The 21,899-nt window shown below is 68.5% G+C and carries 19 protein-coding genes; 4 read left to right on the top strand and 15 right to left on the bottom strand.

Translation table 11 applies throughout. The annotated features are described in order from the left end of the window. Nucleotides 1-19 precede the first annotated feature (19 nt). From ACGLHR_RS04120 to ACGLHR_RS04110, 3 genes are all read left to right on the top strand, one after another. Nucleotides 20-580 carry an FMN-binding protein gene (locus ACGLHR_RS04120; RefSeq protein ID WP_400092096.1) on the top strand — a complete coding sequence of 187 codons (561 nt, stop codon included), beginning with the start codon at nt 20-22 and terminating at the stop codon, nt 578-580. 15 nt (nt 581-595) lie between these two features. Continuing rightward, complete coding sequence (locus ACGLHR_RS04115; RefSeq protein ID WP_400092093.1) at nt 596-1,402, top strand: FAD:protein FMN transferase; 807 nt, start codon at nt 596-598, stop codon at nt 1,400-1,402. 136 nt (nt 1,403-1,538) lie between these two features. Continuing rightward, nucleotides 1,539-1,910, top strand: coding sequence for a hypothetical protein (locus tag ACGLHR_RS04110; RefSeq protein ID WP_318235369.1), 372 nt, complete (start codon nt 1,539-1,541; stop codon nt 1,908-1,910). Between the two features lie 40 nt (nt 1,911-1,950). On the opposite strand, the gene ACGLHR_RS04105 is transcribed toward ACGLHR_RS04110, so the two are convergent. The 3 genes from ACGLHR_RS04105 to ACGLHR_RS04095 are packed head-to-tail and all read right to left on the bottom strand — an operon-like array spanning nt 1,951 to nt 5,513. Further along, the gene (locus ACGLHR_RS04105; protein ID WP_400092090.1) at nt 1,951-2,496 is read right to left on the bottom strand and encodes a Fur family transcriptional regulator; all 546 of its coding nucleotides are present in this window, start codon (nt 2,494-2,496) and stop codon (nt 1,951-1,953) included. Nucleotides 2,497-2,548: 52 nt separating this feature from the next. Beyond that, on the bottom strand, nt 2,549-3,334 hold the full coding sequence (locus ACGLHR_RS04100) for a DUF4198 domain-containing protein (RefSeq protein WP_400092089.1): 786 nt from the start codon (nt 3,332-3,334) through the stop codon (nt 2,549-2,551). Nucleotides 3,335-3,341: 7 nt separating this feature from the next. Beyond that, nucleotides 3,342-5,513, bottom strand: coding sequence for a TonB-dependent receptor (locus ACGLHR_RS04095; RefSeq protein WP_400092086.1), 2,172 nt, complete (start codon nt 5,511-5,513; stop codon nt 3,342-3,344). A 380-nt stretch (nt 5,514-5,893) separates the two neighbouring features. Between ACGLHR_RS04095 and ACGLHR_RS04090 the strand changes: the two genes are divergently transcribed. Further along, entirely contained in the window at nt 5,894-6,406 is a 513-nt protein-coding gene (locus tag ACGLHR_RS04090) for a helix-turn-helix transcriptional regulator (RefSeq protein WP_400092084.1), read from the top strand. Nucleotides 6,407-6,408: 2 nt separating this feature from the next. Here the strand turns inward: ACGLHR_RS04090 and ACGLHR_RS04085 are convergent, their stop codons facing one another. The 12 genes from ACGLHR_RS04085 to ACGLHR_RS04030 all read right to left on the bottom strand — a co-directional run bounded on the left by ACGLHR_RS04085 (nt 6,409) and on the right by ACGLHR_RS04030 (nt 21,848). Next, the gene (locus ACGLHR_RS04085; RefSeq protein WP_400092083.1) at nt 6,409-7,251 is read right to left on the bottom strand and encodes a FecR family protein; all 843 of its coding nucleotides are present in this window, start codon (nt 7,249-7,251) and stop codon (nt 6,409-6,411) included. Next, nucleotides 7,235-7,837, bottom strand: a complete 603-nt coding sequence (locus ACGLHR_RS04080) for a sigma-70 family RNA polymerase sigma factor (RefSeq protein WP_400092082.1) — start codon at nt 7,835-7,837, stop codon at nt 7,235-7,237. The genes ACGLHR_RS04085 and ACGLHR_RS04080 overlap by 17 nt, the downstream gene beginning before the upstream one ends. Before the next feature lie 130 nt (nt 7,838-7,967). Next, complete coding sequence (locus tag ACGLHR_RS04075) at nt 7,968-9,698, bottom strand: glycosyltransferase family 39 protein (RefSeq protein ID WP_400092080.1); 1,731 nt, start codon at nt 9,696-9,698, stop codon at nt 7,968-7,970. Nucleotides 9,699-9,733: 35 nt separating this feature from the next. Next, entirely contained in the window at nt 9,734-12,799 is a 3,066-nt protein-coding gene (locus ACGLHR_RS04070) for an efflux RND transporter permease subunit (protein WP_400092078.1), read from the bottom strand. Further along, the gene (locus ACGLHR_RS04065; protein WP_400092077.1) at nt 12,796-13,851 is read right to left on the bottom strand and encodes an efflux RND transporter periplasmic adaptor subunit; all 1,056 of its coding nucleotides are present in this window, start codon (nt 13,849-13,851) and stop codon (nt 12,796-12,798) included. Before ACGLHR_RS04065 ends, ACGLHR_RS04070 begins: the two co-directional genes overlap by 4 nt. A 65-nt stretch (nt 13,852-13,916) precedes the next feature. Further along, entirely contained in the window at nt 13,917-15,272 is a 1,356-nt protein-coding gene (locus ACGLHR_RS04060) for a TolC family protein (RefSeq protein WP_400092075.1), read from the bottom strand. Next, nucleotides 15,269-16,588 carry an ATP-binding protein gene (locus tag ACGLHR_RS04055; protein WP_400092073.1) on the bottom strand — a complete coding sequence of 440 codons (1,320 nt, stop codon included), beginning with the start codon at nt 16,586-16,588 and terminating at the stop codon, nt 15,269-15,271. Before ACGLHR_RS04055 ends, ACGLHR_RS04060 begins: the two co-directional genes overlap by 4 nt. Beyond that, complete coding sequence (locus ACGLHR_RS04050; protein WP_318238452.1) at nt 16,585-17,256, bottom strand: response regulator transcription factor; 672 nt, start codon at nt 17,254-17,256, stop codon at nt 16,585-16,587. Before ACGLHR_RS04050 ends, ACGLHR_RS04055 begins: the two co-directional genes overlap by 4 nt. Nucleotides 17,257-17,301: 45 nt before the next feature. Beyond that, a complete protein-coding gene (locus ACGLHR_RS04045; RefSeq protein ID WP_150984604.1) occupies nt 17,302-18,099 on the bottom strand; it encodes an ABC transporter permease in 798 nt (265 codons plus the stop codon). Continuing rightward, nucleotides 18,096-18,764 carry an ATP-binding cassette domain-containing protein gene (locus tag ACGLHR_RS04040; RefSeq protein ID WP_400092071.1) on the bottom strand — a complete coding sequence of 223 codons (669 nt, stop codon included), beginning with the start codon at nt 18,762-18,764 and terminating at the stop codon, nt 18,096-18,098. Before ACGLHR_RS04040 ends, ACGLHR_RS04045 begins: the two co-directional genes overlap by 4 nt. After that, nucleotides 18,761-19,375 (bottom strand): undecaprenyl-diphosphatase, encoded by a 615-nt coding sequence (locus tag ACGLHR_RS04035; protein ID WP_400092069.1) that lies wholly within the window; start codon nt 19,373-19,375, stop codon nt 18,761-18,763. Before ACGLHR_RS04035 ends, ACGLHR_RS04040 begins: the two co-directional genes overlap by 4 nt. A gap of 97 nt (nt 19,376-19,472) precedes the next feature. Continuing rightward, nucleotides 19,473-21,848 carry a TonB-dependent siderophore receptor gene (locus tag ACGLHR_RS04030; protein WP_400092068.1) on the bottom strand — a complete coding sequence of 792 codons (2,376 nt, stop codon included), beginning with the start codon at nt 21,846-21,848 and terminating at the stop codon, nt 19,473-19,475. Nucleotides 21,849-21,899: the final 51 nt, after the last annotated feature.

The following is a 21,899-nucleotide window of genomic DNA, read 5'->3' as shown; positions in this document are numbered from 1 at the left end:
CGCTAACAAGGAGGATGCGATGCGTTACCGGTCTGTACCTACCGCCCTGGTCTGCGCCGCGGCCACCGCGTGCGCCGGGTTGGTCGTCACCCACGTGCACGCGGCGGAATACATGAGCGTGGCCGATAGCCAGAAACTCATGTTCGCCGATGCCACCGAGTTCGTGCCGATGGTGGTCGCGCTCAATCCGGACCAGCTCCGGCAACTGGCGGAGCGTGCCGGCGGGCCGGCACGCATGAGCGCATGGCGGATCTGGCAGGCTAGGCAGGGCACCCATGTGCTCGGCTTTGTCGTGGCCGACGCCGTGATCGGCAAGTTCGAGCTGATCAACTATGCCATTGCCCTGAGCCCGGCGGGCGAGATCCGCGACGTGGAGATCCTGGCCTATCGCGAGAGCCACGGCTACGAGGTGCGCAACAAGCCCTGGCGCAGCCAGTTCACCGGCAAGTCCGCGCAGGCACCGCTGCGCATCGGGGACGACATCGACAACATCAGTGGCGCCACGCTGTCGTGCACGCATATCACGGACGGGATCCGGCGCATCGTGGTGATGGCGCAAATGGCGCTGGTGAAGGGCTGAAGGAGTGACGCCGTCGTGAGCCACGCTGCCGCCTGCGCATGCCGCCGCGCCCGCCCGCTGCTTGGTACGCTGGTGGATATCCAGGCGCGCGGCGCCGACGCCGCGCAGGCGGTGCGCGCCGCGTTTGCCCGGATCGCGCAGGTCCAGCGGCTGATGAGTTGCCACGACCGCTTTAGCGACATCGGCCGCTTCAATGCGGCCGGGGTGGACCAGCCGGTGGAGATGGATGCGCGCACGCTGGCCGTGCTCACCGTCGCGGCCCGGCTGCAGGCCGAGAGCGACGGCGCGTTCGACTGCGAGCGCGGCACGCCAAGGCCGCGCGCCGCGGGGGGCCGGGCGTGGGTCATCGAGGGCACAAAGGTGCGCAAGCACAGGCCACTGCAACTCGACCTGGGCGGCATTGCCAAGGGCTACGCGGTAGACTGCGCGGTCGAGGCCCTGGGCGGTTTCGATCTCGACTACGCGCTGGTCAACGCGGGCGGCGACATGCGCCATGCCGGCACCGCCCCGGCTACGGTTGCGCTGCGCGAGCCGGGTGCGCCAGCCTGCACGGCGATGGTCTGGCGGCTCGACAACGCGGCGCTTGCGAGTTCCAGCGTTGGCGGCCTGTGGCCGGAACCCGGCTCGCCTGCGCGCATCGACAGCCCGCACCTGCCAAACGCGCTAGCCGCTGGCGCAGGCGTGAGCGTGCTGGCGCCATCGTGCCTGTTTGCCGATGCCCTGACCAAGGTAGTATTGGCGTGCCGCGCGCCAGAACATCCGCTGCTGGCCCGATATGGCGCCCGCACCTTGCTCTACCGCGATGGCCATTCAGGCGGCTAGCGCTTTTGCGGTTCCGTGTCCAGGAATTACCAGTCACTCCGGCCCGATGTCGAATCCCCATCTCTCTTCTCGCCAGTTGCACCGGACCTTGCGCCTCAGTCGCCAGCGGCGCTGGGCCTTGTACGCGGCGTTTGCGTTGCTGCTGCTGACCGGCCTGGCATGGTTGCTTGTGCATTTTCTTGCGTTCGAGCCGGAAACCACCGCGCCGTGGCAGGCCTGGAGCATGCGAGTGCACGGGGCAGCGGCGTTCTATGTCACGTTCCTGCTTGGCGTCATCTGGTCGGTGCACATCCGGTACTGCTGGACGCGGCGCCACAATCGCCTTGCCGGGGGCTTGTTCGGCGGCATTGTGGCATTACTGGTCGCAACCGGCTTCGGCCTCTATTACTTCAATGGCGAAGCCTTGCGCAACGCGACGGAGTGGCTGCACTGGGGCGGCGGCGTCGTTGTCTGTGCGTTGTTCTGGATCCACCAGGTCATGGGGCGCAAGGCAACCGGCCGCGACTGAACCCTGCCGGGCATGCGTTCCGGCGCTTTGGCGTTTGATCTCAGTCCTGTTGCCGCGCCTTGTGGCCGGCGCAATCCCTGCATCGGCCAATGAGCGCGCTGCGTATGTTGGCGGGACGCAATCCCTGCGCCGCAAGCCGCGCGCGCTGCAAGCCCATCAGCGGCTCGTCGCACACCTCTTCCATGCGGTGGCATTGAAGGCAATAGAGGTGCTCATGCGGGGGGCGGTCGGCCAGCTCGTAGTAATGCGCCGGGGCATGGTCGCTGGCGGGCACGGATAGCCGCCACAGCAGGCCAGAATCCGTGAGCTCGTAGATGGCCGTCCTGAACGTCGAAAGCGGCGTGCGGTACGGGGATAGCAGCATCTCCCGGCAGATCTGCTCGGCGGTGGCGTGCCGCGACGGAAACTGCCGCATCACCAGCAACACCGAGATCCGGGCAATGGAAGCCGCAAGCCCGCTCGCCGCAATCTCTTGGGCGGCAGCTTTGCCGGCCTCTCCCCAGATGGATCCCTGCGTGGCGGCGCGCGCCATGCCGCCGGGAGCAAGGGCGAGGGCGGCGCCGGCGCGCCGGGTGACCTTCAGCATCGTGCGGGCAGCGACTTCACGCGCGTTCTGCCTGCACCTTGCCGAAGCCGCATCAGTGCGCTGGGGAGGCGCGCCATGCCGTGGGGGTTTCGGTCCGGGCGCCGCTGGAGGTCGTCAAGGTGGCCGTGGCGCGATGGCGGATGGCCGCGTAGGGCGCACCCTCGAACGTGCCTGCCGTGCGCTCCAGGTGGATTACGTGCAGGATGTACTGGCCCCGCCACGGGAACTTGAAACTGACCAGGCCCTGGCTATCGGTCGCCACTTCGCGGGTCCAGGCATTCGGCGCGATGATCCGCACGTCGGTAGCGGGGAGCGGCGCGCCCTGGAACACCACGCGGAATTCCCCGGCCTTGCCCGTCGGCAGGATATCGAGCGCCTGGATCGTATCGGGCGGCACCGCGGCCATGCCTGCCTTGGCCTCGCCCAGCAGGCGCGCATAGAACATCGGCTTGACCACGCCGAGCCCCGCATGCGTCCAGTCTTTTACGGCGTACCGGCCCTCGCTGGCCACGACGGCTTTGCGCTGGGCCGGCATGGCAAAGCTGAAGCCTTGCGGGCCACGAGTGGCATCGAGCGCGACGGTTTTGCCGGCGCCGTCCGGGGCGCTGATTTCTGGCGCGGGCATCTCGTCCAGACGCCCCGGCGAGCGCTCGCGCAAGCCTTCCTCGAACTCGCCGAAGTAGAGATGCGCAAGGGGCTTGCCGGGTTCCAGCCACAGGTAGTGCGCGCCTGCAGGCGCCGCCAGGGCAATGCCGGCGAGCGTCAGGGCGATGCGTGCGATCGCGCCTGGGCGGCGGCGGGTGCTGCGCGCGCTATGGGCCAAGGTTGTCTGCATCATGATGTCCTTACTGGAAACGATAGCGTGCGGTCAGCATCGCGCTGCGGGTGTCGCCCGGGAGCGCGCCTGAGAAGGTCGGCGAGATGTAATAGGTCTTGTCGGTCAGGTTGCGCAGGTTTAGCGTCAAGTCCCAGGTCTTTTGACGATAGTAGACCGCGGCGTCAAGCACCACGTAGGCCGGCACGCGGTACAGGTTCAGGCTGTCGGCGTAGCTATCGCCCTTATAGGTCAGGCCGAGGCCGACCCCCCAGCCGTGCAGTGCCATCTGCTGGAAGTCGTAGGTGGTCCACAGGCGTCCGCCGGTGCGCGCCACGCCGGTCGGGCGCGTGCCAGCGATGCTCCGGTTGGCGACGCCCATCGGTGCATTCGAGGCCAGGGCATTGGATTCGACCTTGACGTTCTGCACCACAAAGTTCGCCAGCACCGACCAGCCGGCCAGAGGCCGTGCGGTGACTTCCAGCTCAAGCCCGCGCGAGCGGTCGCGGCCGTCCGGGGTGGGGTTGAGCGCGCCGGGCAGCGTGATGTAGTAGTTCTTGCGCTCGGTCTCGAACAGGGCGACGTTGGTCTGCAGGCGCCCGTCCAGGAAGTCCGCCTTGACGCCGATTTCCTTTTGCAACGCGCTCTCCGGCTGCGGGCTCAGGGCTGCGGGCTCGGTAGAGACGTTGATGAACTTGCTGGTCGAAACCCCGGCATAGAAGGACAGCGACTGACGGGGCTGCCAGACTGCGCCGAGCGAGCCGGATGTCAGGTTCTGCGTATCGCCGATGGAGCGGAAGGCGCCACCCGCCGTGCCCACGTCGCTGAACTTGACGCGGTCGGTCCGCACCGCCGCACGCAGCTTGAACTGCTCGCCAAGCGCCAGCTGGTCCTGCAGGTAGACGCCAAAATCCTCCTGCTTGAGCTTGCGGTTGAAGCCCTGCGCCGGCACCGGCGCGAGGCCGTTGAGGGTGGTCTCCGGGACCACCGGCGCGTTGATATTGAGGATGTTGGGCAGGTTGTAGCCGGTGCGGACCGTGTCGATGCGCGTGTCGGCGTATTCCAGGCCGAACAGCACGGTGTGATCGACCGGGCCGGTGCGGGTTTTCCAGACCAGTTCGTTTTGCACCAGCGCGAACTGGCTGTCGTCCACCTGGGTGCGCACGGCGCGCCCGGTCATCTGGTTGGCGGCATTGCCGCCGTTGCCGCCGGCATTGCGCGTCATGTTGAGGCCGCGCTCGTCATAGATAAAGGCGGTGCGCATGCTGAGCGCGGGATCGATATGCCAGTCGTGGCTCAGCGTGACGCGGTCGATGGTTTGCCGGGTGTCGTTGAACGGGCTGTAGTAGCGCGAGTCGCGCGGGGCCGAGGCGATGTTGCCCTGGGCATTGAACACGATGCCGTAGTTGTCTGGCTTGATGCGGATATCGCGGTGGTCGTAATCCAGCGTCAGTGTCTTGTTGTTGTCATACGCCCAGCTCAGCGAGGGCGAGACCTCCTTGATGTCGCGCGACAGCCCGCGGTAGCCGTCGCTCTTTTCCACATCGGCGATCAGCCGGGTGGAGAGCTGCGAGCTGACCGGCCCGCCCACGTCCACATACGTGCCCCAGGTGCCGAAGCTGCCGCCGAACGCACCGATCTCCGCGCCGAACTTCGAGAGCGGCGCCTTGGTGACGACGTTGACGGTGCCACCAGGCTGGCCGGAGCCGTACAACGCCGAGCCGGGGCCCTTGAGCACTTCGATCCGGTCCACGTCGTACATGGTGCGGTAGTAGCCGTTCTGGGTGGGGCCGTCGAGGTAGCCGTCGCGCAGGAAGCGCATGCCCAGGCCGCGGATGGTGTAGTTGTTGGCAAAGCCGTAGCCTCCGGCCAGCAGAGGCTGCACCCCGGCGGAGTTCTGCAGCGCGTAGTTCATGTCCACCGCGCCTTGCTCGCGCAGCACGCTGTCGGGAATGACGGTGATGGCGGCCGGGATGTCGCGCAAGGGGGTGTCCGTCTTGGTGCCGGTCGTCACCGTGTCGCGCAGGCTGCCGGGCGCCACCTTGCCGGCAGAGGTGGTGACCTGGGGCAGGGTCTGTTCCGACTGCGAAGACTGGGCGGCCTGCGCCCGCACTGCGAGCGGCAGGCCGGCGATCAGCGCGGAAGCCAGTGCCGCAATGGCGTGGGGGCGTGGGACGAAGCCGGGACGGGAATCACGTGACATGAAAGAAAAACTCGCGGAAAAGTTGGCTGGATGCAGAGAGTGGAAAGCCCGCTCGCAGCGGGCTGCAATGCCCTCGGAGCAGAAGTCAGCGGAGGTTAATGCGAATCATTCTTGTATTCAACGGAAGTTCGCGCGGGCTGGACATCTGCCCTGTGTGCGCGGGCTGTTTGCCGCGTGGGCATTGGCCTTGCGGGTGTTACGGAAGGGCTGCGGGACATATGTCCCGGTACGGATAGGTATCGAAAGAGGCGCTTTTTTGGCCGATCCGAGACGCCACCGAAGTTTGGGCTTTTCTTGGTAACGAGAATCAGTTACATTTCGTTCTCGCGCCGTCAGCGCGAGCGGGTTTTCGTTGCCCGCATGCCCGGAAATCCATCCCAATGTCGCCCAAGCTTTTATTTTTGCTCGCCTTCTTCCCGGCCTACCAGGTCTGGGACCTGAGTCAGATCCACCTGACCGGCGGCGTCAACTACCATCTGGTGGTGGAGGCCATCGCCACGCTGGTCTTCGTGTGGATCCTCTATGTGTTTGTGCGGGAACGGGAGCGCGCCGCGCGCGACCTGGTGGCGCTGCGCAACGCGGCGCACGCCGGCGAGCGCGCGAGGGCCGAACGTGACGACGCCGCCCGCGCCTTGACGCGCAATTTCCTGCAACTGATGCAGGACCAGTTCGAAAGCTGGAAGCTGACCCCGGCGGAGAAAGATGTGGCGCTGCTGCTGGTCAAGGGGCTGTCGCTGGAAGAGATCGCAGCGCTGCGCGAGAGCCGCGCCAAGACGGTGCGCCAGCATGCCGCCAATGTGTACGCCAAGGCCGAACTGGAAGGGCGCCACCAGCTTTCAGCGTATTTTCTCGAAGACCTGATGGCGCCGGCCCCCGCATCTTCACCGGCCTGAACTCAACGAGAGCTGATGTCGATGGCGCCATCCGCTGCGCGGGTCATGCTGATCGGCAGGATATCGGGCAGCGCATCGACCAGGGATTCCATGTCATTGATGCGGTATTCGCCTGAGAGGCGCAGGTTGCCGGCACGGTCGTCGCGCAAGCGGATCGGCGCGCGGCGGTAGCGCTGCATCTCGGCCACCACCTGGCGCAGCGGCGTGCCATCCAGCACCAGCTTGCCGTCGGCCCAGGCCACGATGTCCGCCCCGAAGCCGGCCGGCACGCCGAGCTGTCCAGCGCTGACGGACATGGCCTGGCCGCCGGCCAGCAGCGTACCCCGGTTGCCCGCTCGCGGCGACACCTCAACCGCGCCTTGCACCACCGCCACGCTTACCGTGGCGCCATCTCTGCGTACATTGAACACGGTGCCGATATCGCGGATCTCGGCACCGGCCGCCGTCACCACGAAACTGCGCCACCCATGCGCAACGGTAAACATGGCTTCGCCTTGCTCCAGCCGCAGGCGGCGGCTGCGCAAGTGGTTCTCGACGACGAGCGCCGAGGCGGTGTTGAGCTGGATGCGGGTGCCGTCGCGCAGTGTCCATTCGCTGCGCTCGCCAATGCGCGTGGCCAGGTGCTCGGTCTGCCAGGCCGGATCGGCAAGCCATAGCGCGCTGAAGGCCAGGGCCAGTGCGGCCACTGCCTTGATCGTGCGCGATCGCCCCCGGCGGTACGCGCGGGCCTCCTTCAGCAGGGCATCCTTGCTGGGGAAGTACGGGCGCAGTTCGTCCTTGAACGGCGCCAGCGGATCGGCGGGCGAGGGCGGCATCTTGCGTGCGGTGCTAGGCGGCTTGTCCATCTGGCGGCCTCACGGTGGCATTGGGTGGTATCGCGGCGGGCATTGGCCGCGCCGCAGGCAGCGCGGGCGCCATCACGGGCAGGTCCAGTGCCGGCCTGAGCGTCTGCATGGCGCGCGCCATGTGGCGGGCCACCATATTGCGCGTGATGCCGAGCGCGCTGGCTACCTCTTCTTGCGTCATGTCGTGCAGGCGGTGCAGCAGGAAGACCTGGCGGCAGCGTGTCGGCAGGGATTCGATGGCCTTGCGCAGCGCCTGGATCTGCTGCGCAAGGTGGAGCTGCTGCGCGCCATCGCCCTCGTGACCAGGCAGCTCGGGCAGTTCATCAACCGAGACCACGATATTCGCATAGCTGGACTCGGCGCGCTGGCGGTCGATGGCGCGGTAGAGCGAGGCGCGCCGCAGAAACGCCAGCGGCTGGCGGGCCGTTTCGCGCGCAGGGCGCTCCAGCAGTTGCACGCACAGGTCGTGCACTACGTCGCGCGCGAAGCTGCGGCCGGAGAAACGGCGCCGCACGTGCTCAACAAGGTCCTCGTAATGCCGGACCAGGGTGGCGAGCAGATTCTGGTTATCGGGATCGGAGGGCACCGCGCGTGAGAAGGGGTCTGGAACAAGGGAAGGGTTGGGCGCGGATTATAAATGATAATCGTTACTATTTGTGCGCCAGCCACCATGAGAAGCTGGATGGCGTGGTGTTCTGAATACGCCTGAGCCGCGCTCAGCGGCCAGGCGAAGGCGGCACCGGAAAATTGGCCACCACGATACGCCGCTGGTCTTGCGCAACCAGGTGCATCGGCACCTGCCGCGTGGTCAGCTCGCGATAGGTATCGGCGGACATGATCGCCAGCGCCGGCGGCCCCTCGCGCCAGCGCGCGATAAAGCTGTCGAGCGTAGGCAGCCATTTCTGCGGCTCCTGCTGGGTGCCGAACTCCAGCTCGTCGGGGTGCTCCACCATCACGGTGGTATGGCGCAGGTAGAACGGCAGGGTATGGTCCAGCGTGCGCACGCCATAGATCGGCATGTCGTCCTTGAGCACCGCCCGGATGGCCGGCACCAGGCTGGCGCCCGAGGCCGCGCCGCCGATCGATTCGTGTCCGAGCAGCGCGGTGGTAAAGCCCGTGAACAGCGCTAGCGTGTAGACCAGGATGCTCGGCATCAGGCCGTGGGTGCGCAGCAGCCGGCGCGCCAGCCACAGGCCCGTCAGCATCACGACAAACGCAGCGGCCACCCAGACCGCGTAGCGGCGGTAGTCTGCGGTCGCGGTATGGTTGGAATGCAGCGTGGCCACCACCGGGCTGGCCAGCAAGCCGATCGCCATGATCACCAGCATGGCGTTGAGTTGCCGGCGCCAGCCCCGCTCGTCGATGCGCTCCAGCGCCATGGCTGCCAGCATGCCCAGCGCCGGGAAGATCGGCACGATATAGCCGGGCAGCTTGGAGCCGGACAGGCTGAAGAAAACAAAGATCGCAACGGCCCACACGGCCAGCAACAGCGCCGGCCGGAACGGCCGCACCGCCGCCACGCGCGCCGCGGCGCCATCCTCGCGGACCACCTCCCACATGCGCGGCGCCAGCCCCAGCCAGGGGACGAAGCCCGCCACCAGCAACGGCACGAAGTACCACAGCGGGCCCTTGCGCGAGTGCACCGTCGAGGTGTAGCGCTGCCAGTGCTCGTGGATAAAGAAGAAATTCAGGAATTCGGGGTTGCGCTCCGACACCAGCCAGAACCAGGGCACCGTGACGATCAGCATCAGCGCGATGCCGGTGATCAGGTGCAGGCGGCGCCACAGGCCGAAATCCCGGGAGATCAGGGTGTAGATGACCAGCACGAGGCCGGGCAGGGCAATGCCCACCAGCCCCTTGGTCAGGATCGCCACGCCCATCGCTACCCAGCAAGCCCACATCCAGTAGCGCCGGGCCGCCGGCGTGGCAGCAGGATGCTGCGCCACCAGCATGAAGGCCAGCACGCAGGCCATGGCGCCGGACAGCGTCATGTCCACGGAGTTGAAGTGCGAAGCCACGCTCCACATCGGCGCGGCCACCAGGACCAGGCCGGTCAGCAGGCCGGCGCGGATGCCGTACCAACGGGTGGCCGCGAACATCGACGCGATGAGCCCGACCATGCCGAACAGCGCCACGCTCAGCCGCGCCTGCCAGTCGCCCACGTCGAACAGGGTGTACGACAGCGCCGTCACCCACATATGGAAAGGCGGTTTCTCGAAGTACTTGAGCGCGTTGTAGCGGATCGTCACCCAGTCGCCGCTGGCGAACATCTCGCGCGAGATCTCGGCGTAGCGGCCTTCATCGGAGCTGAGCAGGTGCCGGAAATCGAGCGTGCCGAACCACAGCAGCAGGATCAGCAGCCCGGCGAGCAGCCACGGGGCCGTGGGCAGGCCGGCCACCCGCCGGGCGAAGAACGCAGGGGAGCGAGAGTCGGATTGGGGATGCATCGGAACTCCGGACTGGTTTGACATGGATCTGGGCCTCAGGCGCGCGCGGCCTTGCGGTGCATCAGCGCATACAGCACCGGCATCAGCAGCAGCACGAGCGGCAACTGCACGAGCAGGCCCGCGATGATGGCGATGGCCAGCGGCTGCTGCATCTCGGAACCCTGGCCCAGCGCGAGGGCCAGCGGCAGCAGGGTGAGGATGGCGGCGAGCGTGGTCATGGCGATCGGCCGCATGCGTTGCTTGCCGGCTTCCACCAGGCTGTGCGCCAGGCCCTCGCGCGTGGGCGCGCCGTCGCCGGCCAGCGCCCGCTGCTCCGAGAAATAGAAGATCGCCACCTCGGTGACGATGCCGATGATCATGGTCATGCCCATCATGGCGGAAATGTTCAGCTCGGTGCCGGTGACCCACAGGCCGATGAAGACCGCGGACACCGACAGCAGCGACACGCACAGGATGGCGCTCGCCAGCCGAAAACTCTCGTACAGGAAGAGTAACAGCAGGTAGACCAGCGCGGCGGCCGCGGCGAACACCATCATCAGCCCGTGGAAGGCGATCTGCTGCTGCTCGTAGAGGCCGCCCAGCGCGTAGTAGCTGCCGCGCGGCAGCGCGCCCGGCCGTGCCAGCGCTGCCTTGACGTCGGCGATCACCGAGCCCAGGTCGCGGCCTTCGATGCGCGCGGTCACCGCCACCATCTGCTTGAGGTTTTCGCGCGTGATCTGGGCCTGGCCGCTGACCGGCTCCAGCGTGGCTACCCGCCGCAGCGGCACCAGGTGGCCATCCGGCGCGCGCAGCGGCAGCTCGCCCAGGCTGGCGTCGGTGGCGCGCAGCCCGGGCGGGGTCCAGAGCCGCACGTCGACCATCTTGGGCCCTTGCGCCACCGAGGTGGTGACCGTGCCCGCCAGGTAGGTCTGCAGCGCCCGCGTGATGGCGTCCGGGTCCAGTCCTTCCACGGCGGCCTTGACCCGGTCGACCCGCACATTGATGGCGTCGCCGGCGGGATTGATGCCGTTCTTCACGTCGACGATGCCGTTGATCTTGCCGATGCTGGCGGCGACCCGGTCGGCCAGCGCCGGCAGCGTGGCGGCGTCCTGGGCGAACAGCTTGATCTCCACCGGCTGCGGCACCGCGGTCAGGTCGCCGATCAGGTCTTCCATCAACTGCGCCAGTTCCACGCTCAGGCCCGGCACCTCGTGCTCGATGCGTGCGCGGATGTCCTGCATGACCTGGTCGACCGGGCGGCGCGGCCCGTTCTTGAGCCGGATAAAGAGGTCACCCTGGTTGGTTTCCGACAGTCCGCCGCCCAGGCCGGTGCCGGTGCGCCGCGAATAGGTCTCGACCTCGGGCGTGGCCGCGAGGATGCCCTCCACCTGGCGCAGCAGCCGGTCGGTCTCCGACAGCGCCGTGCCTGGCGGGGAGCGGTAATCCAGCACAAAGCCGCCTTCGTCCATGGCCGGCATGAAGCCCGAGCCCACATGCTGGAACGCGATCGCGCCGGCTGCCAGCAGCACGGCCATCGCGGCGAATACCTGCCACGGCCGCGCCAGCGCGCGCGCCAGCCAGAGCCCGTAGCGGCGGTGGCACCAGGCGGTGAACCTGCCGGACGCAGCCGCCGGGCGGTGTCCGCGCAGCAGGTATTGCGCCAGCAGCGGCACCGCCAGCCAGGTCAGCAGGAACGAGATCGCCAGGCCGGAGGCCATGGTGATGGACAGCGCCTTGAAGAAGGCGCCGGTGACGCCGGTCAGCAGGGCCAACGGGGCAAACACGATCAGGGTGGCGGCGCTGGAGCCGGCCAGCGGGCGGAAGAACTCGATGGCCGCCAGCATTACCCGGCGGGGCGTGTCCTCATGGCCGCCGGTAGCGGCGGCCAGGCGCCGCTCGATATGCTCGATCATGACGATGGCATCGTCGATGATCAGGCCCACCGCGGCCGCCATGCCGCCCAGCGTCATGATGTTGAAGCTCATGCCGAACAATTGCAGCACCACCACCGTGGTGGCCAGAACCGCCGGCACCACCAGCACGGCGATCACGGTGATGCGCAAGCTGCGCAGGAACAGCATCAGCACCACGGCTGCCAGCGCCACCCCGATCAGGATGGCATCGCGCACGCTGGTGGCCGATGCGGTCACCAGCTGGCTCTGGTCGTACCAGTTCGACAGCTTGACGTCGCGCGGCAACTGCGCGGCGTAGCCATCGAGCGCGGCACGGATGTCCCGCGCGATCTGCACGCTGTTGCTGCCGGGCTGCTGGAATACCGCCAGCACCACCGCGTCCTTGCCGTCGGCGGTGACGCGCAGCCACTCCGGCCGGGTCGAGCGCTCGACAGTGGCTACGTCGTCCAGCCGCACCAGACCGTTGGTGCCGGAGGCGAGCACTGTCTGGCGAATGGCGCCGAGATCCTTGAAGCGCGTGTCCGAGACCACCAGGTAGAGCTTGTAGTGGTCCTCCAGGCGGCCCACCGCGCTGATCACATTGGCCGCGCTCAGCGCCCGGCCCACGTCGTCCATCGACAGGCCATAGGCCTGCAGCCGGCGCGGATCGACACTGACGCGGGTTTCCTCCACGGCGCCGCCGGACACCTGCACGCTTGCCACGCCCGCCACGCCGGTCAGCAGGGGCCGCAACTGGTACTCGGCCAGGTCCCGCAGCGCGGTGAGCGAGGTCCCGCTCGCGGTCAGGCTATAGGCGATGATCGGGAACACGGTCGGGTCCATGCGCCGCGTGGTCAGGCGCGTGCCGGCCGGCAACTGCGGCAGGATCTGGCCCACCGCCGCGCTGACCTGCAGCGTGGCGGCCGCCATGTCCGTGCCCCAGGCAAAATTGACCGAGACCTCGGCGCTGCCGCGGCTGGTGCGCGAGCGCACGTTGGCCACCCCTGGAATGCGGCGCACCGCTTCTTCCACCGGCCGCGTCACCTCCAGCTCCATCTGGCTGGCGGGGCGGTCGCCGGCGTCGAGCGAGAGCGCCACGCGCGGAAATTCCACCGTCGGGAACAGCGAGACCGGCAGGCGCAAGGCCGAGACCAGGCCGGCAATGGCGAGCAGCGCCACCAGGAAGAGGATGGAGCGGCGATGGCCGTGGACCCAGCGCGCGGTGCTCATCGTGCCGGCTCCGCGGCCCCCAGGCGTATTTTCATGCCATCGGCCAGCTCATAGTTGCCACGGCTCACCACCGGCAGCGCGGCGTCCAGCGGGCCGTTCACGCTCAGCGACTGGTCCTGTTCGGCCAGCACGCGCACCGCTACCCGGCGGGCCTTGCCTTGCCGCACCTGGTAGAGATAGGCGCCGGCCGCATCGTTGAGCACCGCCAGCCTGGGCACCACCCAGCCCGCTTGCTCGCCGGTGCGGATCTCCGCGCGCACTCGCATGCCGGGCACGAAATCCACCGCGGCACGCGCGGGCAGCGTGACCACGGCATCGATCAACTGGGTCTTGGGATTGATCAGGTCCTGCAGTTCGCCGATGCTGCCCTGCGCGGTGGTGGCGGGCGCCTGCAGCGGCGACAGCGTAACGGCATCGCCGGGATGCACGCGCATGCGCTCCGCCGGCTCGATGCCAAGCACCACGCGCAGGCTATCGATGCGTCCGAGCCGGACCAGCGCCGTGCCGGGCTGCACGCGCTCGCCCTGGGCCACGTTGACCGCCACCACCACGCCATCGAAGGGCGCGGCCACCACCGCGCTGGCCACATCGCCGCCCAGCTTGCGCTGCGCCTCGGCATTGGCTCGCGCGTCTGCCACGGCCTTGCTGGCCGTCTGGACCTGGCCGGCGGTGGCCAGTTGCAGCGCGAACAGCTCGCCCGTGCGTTGGGCTTCTCCCTCGGCCAGCGTCAGGGCCGCCAGCGCCTGGCGATAGGCCGCCTCGGCCATGGGATCGCTGACCAGTGTGGCCAGCGGCTCGCCCTTGGCCACGCGCTGCCCCGGCAGCACGGGCAGGCGCTGCACCTGGCCGGCGCGGGGAAAGCTGATGCTCTGCTCGCGCCCGGGCGAGATCTCCCCGAAGACGGTCATGATGAGTGGCAGGGTTGCGCTGCGGGCGGCCACGGTCGACACGCTGGCGACCACCTCGGCGCCGTCCTTGGGAGGCGGTGCTGCCGGGCGCAGCCAGGCCCAGCCGGCCGCGGCGGCCAGCGCGAGGGCGCCGCACAGGATCAAGGGTTTTCTCAAAGGGGGCATGACGAAGGGCGGCCGAAGCGGCGCATTAAGGTATTGCGTGGGACTCAGGCCGGCGGCGCGCCGGGCGGATCGCCACCGAGCAGGGCTTGCAGGCCGATCTGCTGTTCGCGCATGGCTTGCTCCAGGTCGACCCGCTCGACTTCCTTGGCCAGCACGCTCAGCTCCAGCGTGGCCAGCGCCAGCGCGTCGATGTTGCGGGCGGCAAATGCGGCGCGCATGCGCTCGCTGGCCTGGCGCAGGCCCGCCAGCGCGGCGCTGGTCTCGGCCAGCTGGCGCTGGTTGATCTGCTGCTCTGCCAGCAGGCGCTCGATCTCGGCGTTGCTGGCATTCAGGCGCTGCTGGTACTCCGTGCGCAGCTTGTCGCGGGTGGCTTGCTGGATCGCCACTTCGCCCCGGTTGCCGTTGAAGATGGGCAGGCTCATGGTGATGCCAAAGCCGCGGGTATACGTATTGCTGGTGTCGCGGGTGCGCTGCACGCCCACATTGAGGCTGGGAAACTGGCCCAGGATGGCGGCGCGGTAGCGCGCGTCCTGCGCGGCGTAGCCGGCTTGCAGCGCAAGCAGGTCCGGGCGGCGGCGCGGCAGCGCGGGCAGCAGCGCGCGTACCGCCGCAGCATCGAGCGCCGCCGGCGCCATGCCGTCCTTGAGCGCTAGCTCCGTGGTGGGGGCGATGCCGAGCAACTGGTTGAGATCGTGCCGAGCCTGGTTGACCTGGCGCTCCAGGTCGTGGATCTGCTTGTCGACATCCTGCAGCGCGCTCAGGTTGGGCGTGACCACATCCAGCGTGAGCAGGCCACGGTCCAGCGCGGCGCTGGTGCGCTGGTAGCGATCGGCCAGCACCGCGCGCGTGCGCGCCAGCAGCGCCATGCGCCGGGCGGCGGCGTCGAGGCGGACGAACAAGATGCGCGCCTGCGCCACCACCTGCCACTCCTGCCACAGCAGGTTGAGATCGGCCTGTTGCGCTTCGGCGCGGGCAGCGTCGCGCGTGCTGCCATAGGTGAGCAGGCTGCTCACCGCATAGCTAAGCGCGGCGTTGAACGCGGTGGACGTGCCGGGGCCGCCGATGACGGGGAAGTCCCGCGTCAGGTTGAACTGCGGGTCGGGCAGCAGCCGGGCGGCGAAGGCCTGCGCCTGCGACACATGCGCCCCGGCGCGGGCAATCTTGAGATCGGGATTGTTCACCACAGCCAGCATGGCCACGTCGGTGATATCAAGCCCGTTGGCGGGATCGAAGCGGTGCGCGGCCAGTGCGGGCAACGACATGCTGGCGGCGTCGACCTGCACATGCGCCGGGTCCGCGGCAAAGTCCGTGGCCGTGGGCAGGGGCTGCGGGCGATAGAGCGTGCAGCCGGCCGCCAGCAGCAGGGGCAGGCAGGCGGCCATGCGGGCAGGCTTGCTCATGCGCCGCCCTCGGGCGGGAACACCACGGCCACCGTAAGCCCGCGGCCCCCGGGTCCGTCCTCCAGCAGCACCGTGGCGCCATGGCGCGCGGCAATGCTCTGCACGATCGCCAGGCCCAGTCCGCTGCCATGCGCGTCGCTGGCGTCGCCGCGGTGAAAGCGATGGAACACATTATCGCGCTCGGCCGGCGCGATGCCTGGGCCGGTGTCGCTCACGCCCAGCATCGGCGCGCCGTTGCGCCATTCGATGCGCAGGTCGACCCGGCCGCCGGGGCTGGTGTAGCGGATCGCGTTGTCAGCCAGGTTGCGCAGCAGGATGAAGAGATCGCCGGCCACGCCGCGCACCCGGCATTCGGGCGCGCTCGCGTCCAGGCCCAGGTCCACATCCTTGGCTTCCGCCATGGGCAGCAACTCGCGCACCACCTGCACCGCCACATCGTGCAAGCGCACTTCGGCGAGCGGGGCCTGGGTGGCAGGGGCGCCGTCCTCGCTGCGTGCCAGCGTCAGCAACTGCGCCACCAGGTGGGTGGTGCGGTCCAGGCGCTCGCCCAGCTTGGCGAGTGCCAGTTTCTGCTTGTCTTCGCTGTCGGCACGCAGGGCCAGCTGCAGTTGCAGCTTGAGCGCGGTGAGCGGCGTGCGCAGTTCGTGCGCGGCGTCGGCGACAAAGGCGCGCTGGGTGTCCATGGATTGCTGCAGGCGGGCCAGCAGGGCATTGAGGGCTTCCACCACCGGCACCAGCTCCGGCGGCCAGCCGTGCGCGTGCAGCGGCGCGAGGGTGTCCGCCGAGCGGCTGCCGACCGCGTGCGCGATCTCCTCCACCGGGCGCAGCGAGCGCCTGACCACCAGGTGGATCAACAAGCCAAGCACCGGCACCAGCGCCAGGATGGGCAGCAGCGCGCCAAGCGACAGCGAGGCCGCCAGCTTGCGGCGAAACACCACCGATTGCGCAGCCTGCACATAGCGATCCCCGGTGAGCACGCCGTAGATGCGCCATTCGCTGCCGCTCACTTGCAGGTCATGAAAGCCCGGCAGGTCCGCGCGCGGCAGCTTGACCGGATGCGAGGCGTAGATCTGGCGACCCTGCACATCCCAGGCTTGCACCACGATCTCTTCGTCAAGTTCGCTACCGCCCAGCGGCGGCGTGGCGTCGCGCTCCAGATGGGGTGGCAGCATGCGCGCCGCTTGCTGCAGTTGCGCATCGAAGACCTCGTTAGCTTCGCGCCGCACCTTGAAATAAGCGGCGGCGCCCGCCACCAGGGCGCACGCGAGCATGGCCCCGAGCAGGCCGGCCAGCAACTGGGCGCGGATCGTCCTCATGCCGGGCCGCCCAGCTTGTAGCCGACACCGCGCACATTGCGGATGAAGTCGGCGCCAAGCTTCTTGCGCAGCGCGTGGATATGGACTTCCACCGTATTGCTGCTGATTTCCTCGTTCATGTTGTAGACCGCCTCGCGCAGGCGCTCGTGGGTCACAACGTGGCCGGGCTGCTCCATCAAGGCTTGCAGCACCATGAACTCGCGCATCGACAGCGCAACGATCTCGCCGGCGCAGCGCACCTCGCGCGTGGCGGGGTCCAGGCGCACCGGGCCATGCGCCAGCTCGGTGCTGACGCGCCCGGCGCTACGGCGCAGCAGGGCCCGGATGCGCGCGAACAACTCGTCCAGGTCGAACGGCTTGACCAGGTAGTCGTCGGCGCCGGCGTCCAGGCCGCGCACGCGGTCGGCGGTGGCGTCGCGCGCGGTCAGGATCAGCACCGGCAGCGCCAGCCCGCGGGCGCGCAGTTGCCGCAGCACCTCCTCGCCGGAGCGGCCGGGCAGGCCAAGGTCGAGCAGCACGGCATCGTAGGTGCCTGGCGCATTGGCGGCCAGCGCGGCATCGGCGAGGCGGCCATCCCTGACCCAGTCGACCGCGTAGCCTTCGGCCCGCAGGCCTTCCTCCACGCTTTCACCGATCATCGGGTCGTCTTCCACCAGCAGCAGGCGCATGGCAAGGGTTCCTTGGTTTATGGGTGATTCGCTGGTGTCCCGGGGTCAACGGCGTTGCAGCCGGTCCAGGCGCAAGCGGTGGCGGTGGTCGGTCAGGCGCCGGACCGCCAGCGTGGCGGCCAGGATCACGCCCAGCATGCTGCCGCCGGCGAGCAGGAACATCAGCAGGATCTGGTACCGGGCCGCGGCGATCGGGTCCATCCCGGCCAGGATCTGGCCGGTCATGATGCCTGGCATGGTGATGATGCCGGCCGCCGCCATGGTGTTCATGGTGGGCAGCATGCCGCTGCGCACCGCCTGGCGCACGATCACGCGCAGCGCCGCATGGCGGTCGTCGCCCAGTGCCAGGCGCGCATCGATGGCGGCGCGCTGGTGCCAGACCGCGGTAAAGGCGCCGTTGAGCGCCAGGCTCGCAGCGTTCATCACATTGCCCAGGATGATGCCGGCCAGCGGGATGGCGTGGCGGGCGTCATACCAGGGTGTCGGGCGCAAGGCCGTGGTCAGCGCCAGCACGGTCACCAGCAGCGTCGGCAGGCTCACCGCGGCGGCGCCGATCAGCGCGTGCCAGGGCCCCGCCAGGCGTCGCTCCTGCCGGCTGCCCACCTCGCGGGCGGCCGCTGCGATCATGGCTGCCACCGTCAACGCGGTCACCAGCGGCGACGACAAGCCAAACACCGTGCGCAGCACCAGGCCGACCAGCAGCAGCTGCACCACCATGCGGCCCGCGGCCCAGAGCAGGCTGCGGTGCACGTCCAGCGACATTGCCAGCGAGGCACCCGCGCCAGCCAGCACCAGCAGGCTGGCCAGCGCCAGGTCATAGGCTGTGAGCGGGATCGGGCTCATGCCGCCACCGCTTCCAGCCCGGCGGCGCCGAGGCGATAGTGCCGGTCCTGCAGGCGTGCCGCCTGCGCGGGATTGTGCGAGACGATCAGCAGCCCGAGCCCCTGTGCCTTGCAGTCGTGCAGCAGCGCTTCGACGGCCAGCGTGGTCTCGGCGTCCAGCGCCGAGGTCGGCTCATCCAGCAGCAGGAAGCGCGGACGGCGCACCAGCGCGCGAATCAGCGCGAGGCGCTGGCGCTCGCCGGTGGACAGGCGGCTCACGGGCGCCTGCAGGATGTCCGCGGGCAGGCGCAGCCGCGCCAGCAGCGCCTGGGCCGCCGGCACGTCCGCCATATGTTCGAGCACGTCGTCGCCCCACCAGCCGGACTCGGCCGCCACGTACATGACCTGGCGCCGCCAGGCCGGTCCGCTCATGCTCTCGCGCGGGGACTGGCCCAGCCGGACCTGCCCGCGATTGGGGTCGAGATCGGCAATCATGCGCAACAGCAGGCTCTTGCCCGCGCCGGAAGCGCCGGACAGGATCACGCAACTGCCGGGCTCGACGGTGAGGCTGAACGGCCCGCGGCCGGCGCCTTCGAGGCCGATGATGCCAAGGCTGGCGTCGGCATCGCGCGTTGACGGCAGGGCGCCAACGGCGGCAAGGGGCGGCAGCGTGTCAGTGGTTGTCATGGGTTGAGCCATCCGCGTGCGATGGGGTAGGCCAGCAGGTGTCGGTAAAGTTGCTCTGCACGCACCGTGACAGCGGCAAGCACCGGGCGCGCGAAGGCAGACGTAGCCACGGCCGCGCAGCATGCCGCGATCGCGAACGCGCCGACGATGTCCAGTGGAAAGTGTACGCCGAGGAAGACACGGGCCCAGCCCGTTAGTGCCGCGGCTACCAGCAAGCCGGTCCCGCTCAGGCGCTGGGCCCTGCCAGGCGCGCGCAGCAGGACGAAGGCCAGCGCGGCCAGCAGCGTGACGTGGTCGCTCGGAAAGGAGGGGTCGGCGGTATGCGCCAGGTAGGTGTGTCCGATGCCAGCCATGAAGGGCCGCGGCATCGGCAGCAGCAGGCTGAACAAGGTCGAGCAGAGCCCGCCCAGTGCCACGGCCGCCAGTGCGCTGATCACCATCTGGCGCTCACCCGGCCGCCCGCGCAGCCAGCCGGCGGCCAGCACCAGCGGCGCGGCCGCGATCAGCGCTTCGGCGAGGAAGGCGGCCACCCACAAGCCGGCGCCTGACAGCCCGGCGGGGGCGTTCAGGTGCTGGAACAGCGTGAGGTTCAGGGCAAGGAGCGTCGGCATCGGGCACGTGGGATTCTGGCGATGCGACAAGGATAGGGCACAGCGGCTTAAGAAACTCTTAAGGCTGGCGGGCTGGCCATGCCCGCCAGCCCCATGCTCACATGTCGAACTGCGCCGACAGCCAGACCGTGCGCGGCCTGCCGGCCCAGGCGCCGTTGATGCTCGGGTCGCCGGCTGCCCAGAAGCGCTTGTCGGTCAGGTTCTGGATGCTGAGCGCAAATGTGGTGCGGTAGCTCCCCAACCGCGTGGCGTAGCGCGCACCGGCATCGAAGCGGGTGTAGCCCGCCATCCAGCTGGTGTTCTGCGCGTTCAGGGCTCGGCGGCCAACGTAATACACCCCGCCATTGAGGCTCATTCCCGGCAGCGCGCCGATCCGGTAGTCGAGGAAGGTGCTCGCCTGGAAGTTCGGCACATCGGCAATGCGCTTGCCAGCCACGGTCGGGTCGGCCGGGCTGTCTGCCTCGGTGTGCAGCAGCGCCAGGCCGCTCACCACCGACAGCGCGCCGGTTAGCCGGCCATTGGCGGTGAGTTCCAGCCCGGTATGGCGCTGGGTGCCGCCTTGCACGGTGAAGTGGTCCGCGTTCACATACTGCAGGGTCTTTTCCAGGCGGAACACTGCGCCGGTCAGCAACAGGTTGTCCGTCACCTTCGACTTCACGCCGAACTCGTATTGCCGCGTCTTCAGCGGCGGCATGTTCTCGCCCGCATTGTTGGTGTCGTAGCCGGCGGGGCCGGGCTGCTCATAGCCTTCGGCGTAGCTGACGTAGGCCGACAGGCTCGCCAGCGGCTTGAACGTCAGCGCGAAGGAGGGCGCGTTGACGCTGGCGCTTTGCTCGGTGTTCTTGCCCGAGGCGGGCATGCTGTCGTTCTTGTAGCGGATATGGCGCAGACCCATCAGCAGGTCCCACTTGGGCGACAGCGCCATCACGTCGCTGATGAAGATGCTGGGCTGGTAGTTCTTCGAGATATTCTTTTTCGGGAAGGTCAGGTTCGTTGGCTGCGGCGAGTAGACCGGCTGGTAGATATTGCCCACCGTGGTCCCAAGCACGGTGAAGCCGGATTCCACCGCGCTGAAATTGCGCGTGGAGATGCCCGCCACCATCTGGTGCCGGATCGGCCCGGTGTTGAAGTTGCCGGAGATGTAGGTATCGGTGGAGAGAACGCGGAAGTTCTGGTCCGGGTTCAGGTAGATATCGCCGGAGAGGATGTCGCCGCCGCGGCTGACGTTGTAGATATCGGGAAACGCCGCGACCCGGTCGTTGTACGACTGTGCTACGCGGCTGGTGAGCCTCCAGTCGTCGTTGAAGCGGTAGTTGAAGTCCGCGCCGACGTTGTAGGTCTTGGTCTCGTACTGCAGCCAGGGCTGGCCCAGCAGCACGCGCGGGTTGACCGGCGACGGCAGCGTGCCATCCAGGTAAGGGCCCACCGCGGGCTGGGCGGCGATCCTGCGTTCCTGGTAGTCGAAGTTCAGCTGCAGCAGGGCTTGCGGCGTGATGCCCCAGTCGAAGGCGCCGGCAATGAACTTGCGGGACACGTCGCCGTTGTGGCCGAAGTTGCCGACCTTCTCACCTGCTGCATTGAGCCGGTAGCCAAAGCGGCCGTCGCCTAGCGGGCCGCCGGCGTCCACGCTGGCGTAGTAGCCGTCGTGATCGCGGACGGCCGCCTTGACGCTGGCAAAGCGCTCGCGGGTGGGGCGCTTGATCACATAGTTGATGGTGCCGCCCGGCGAGTTGATGCCGTACAGGAAGCCCGACGGGCCCTTGAGCACGTCGATCTGCTCGATGTTCTCCAGCGGGATCTCATAGTATGGCGCCACCGACATGCCATCGCGCCGGATGGTATTGGTCCAGTCGACAAAGAAGCCGCGAATGCGCACGGTCTCGTAAGCGCCGGCCTGGGTGGCATCCTGGATCGACGGATCGTTTTTCAGCACGTCCATCAGGGTGCGCGCGTCCTGCGAGTTCATCAGCTCGCTGTTATACGACTGCACCGAGAACGGTACCTCTTCCGGTTGCCTTTCCCCCAGTGCGCCCATGCTGATGCCGTTGCTGGCGAACAGCGATGGCCGGCTGCCCCTGATCTCCACGGGCGCCAGCTTCACATCCGGCGCCGCGGCAGCGGGCGCCGGCGCGGCGGCCGGCATCGTGATGACGAAAGCCTGTGCGCCGGTGCCCCTGGCCTGCAGCCCGGAGCCGGCAAGCAGCCGCTTCAGGGCTTCGCCCGCCATAAGCTTGCCGCTGACGGCGGGCGCGGTGCGCTTTTCGGCCTGATCGGTGGCGAACACGATCTGCACGCCGGACTGGCGCGACAGCGCGCGCAAGGCCTGGTCGAGCGGCTGGGCGGGCAGGTTGACGTCGATCGCCGCACCTTGCGCCCACACGCTGCTGGCCAGCATCGTGCCGGCGGCCAGTGCGAGTTGAGTCAGGCGGCTGGCAAAGCCCCGGCGGCGGTCGCCCCGCAGAACTGGATTCACGCTTTTCCCCTAGGTCATTTGTTGTTTGACGCCCCCGGAAACTGGGGTCTT

The organism is Cupriavidus sp. CuC1, assembly GCF_044627735.1.
GTDB lineage: Bacteria > Pseudomonadota > Gammaproteobacteria > Burkholderiales > Burkholderiaceae > Cupriavidus > Cupriavidus ulmosensis.
Note: the sequence above shows the minus strand (reverse complement) of the source record. Positions and strands in the feature narration are given on the sequence as shown.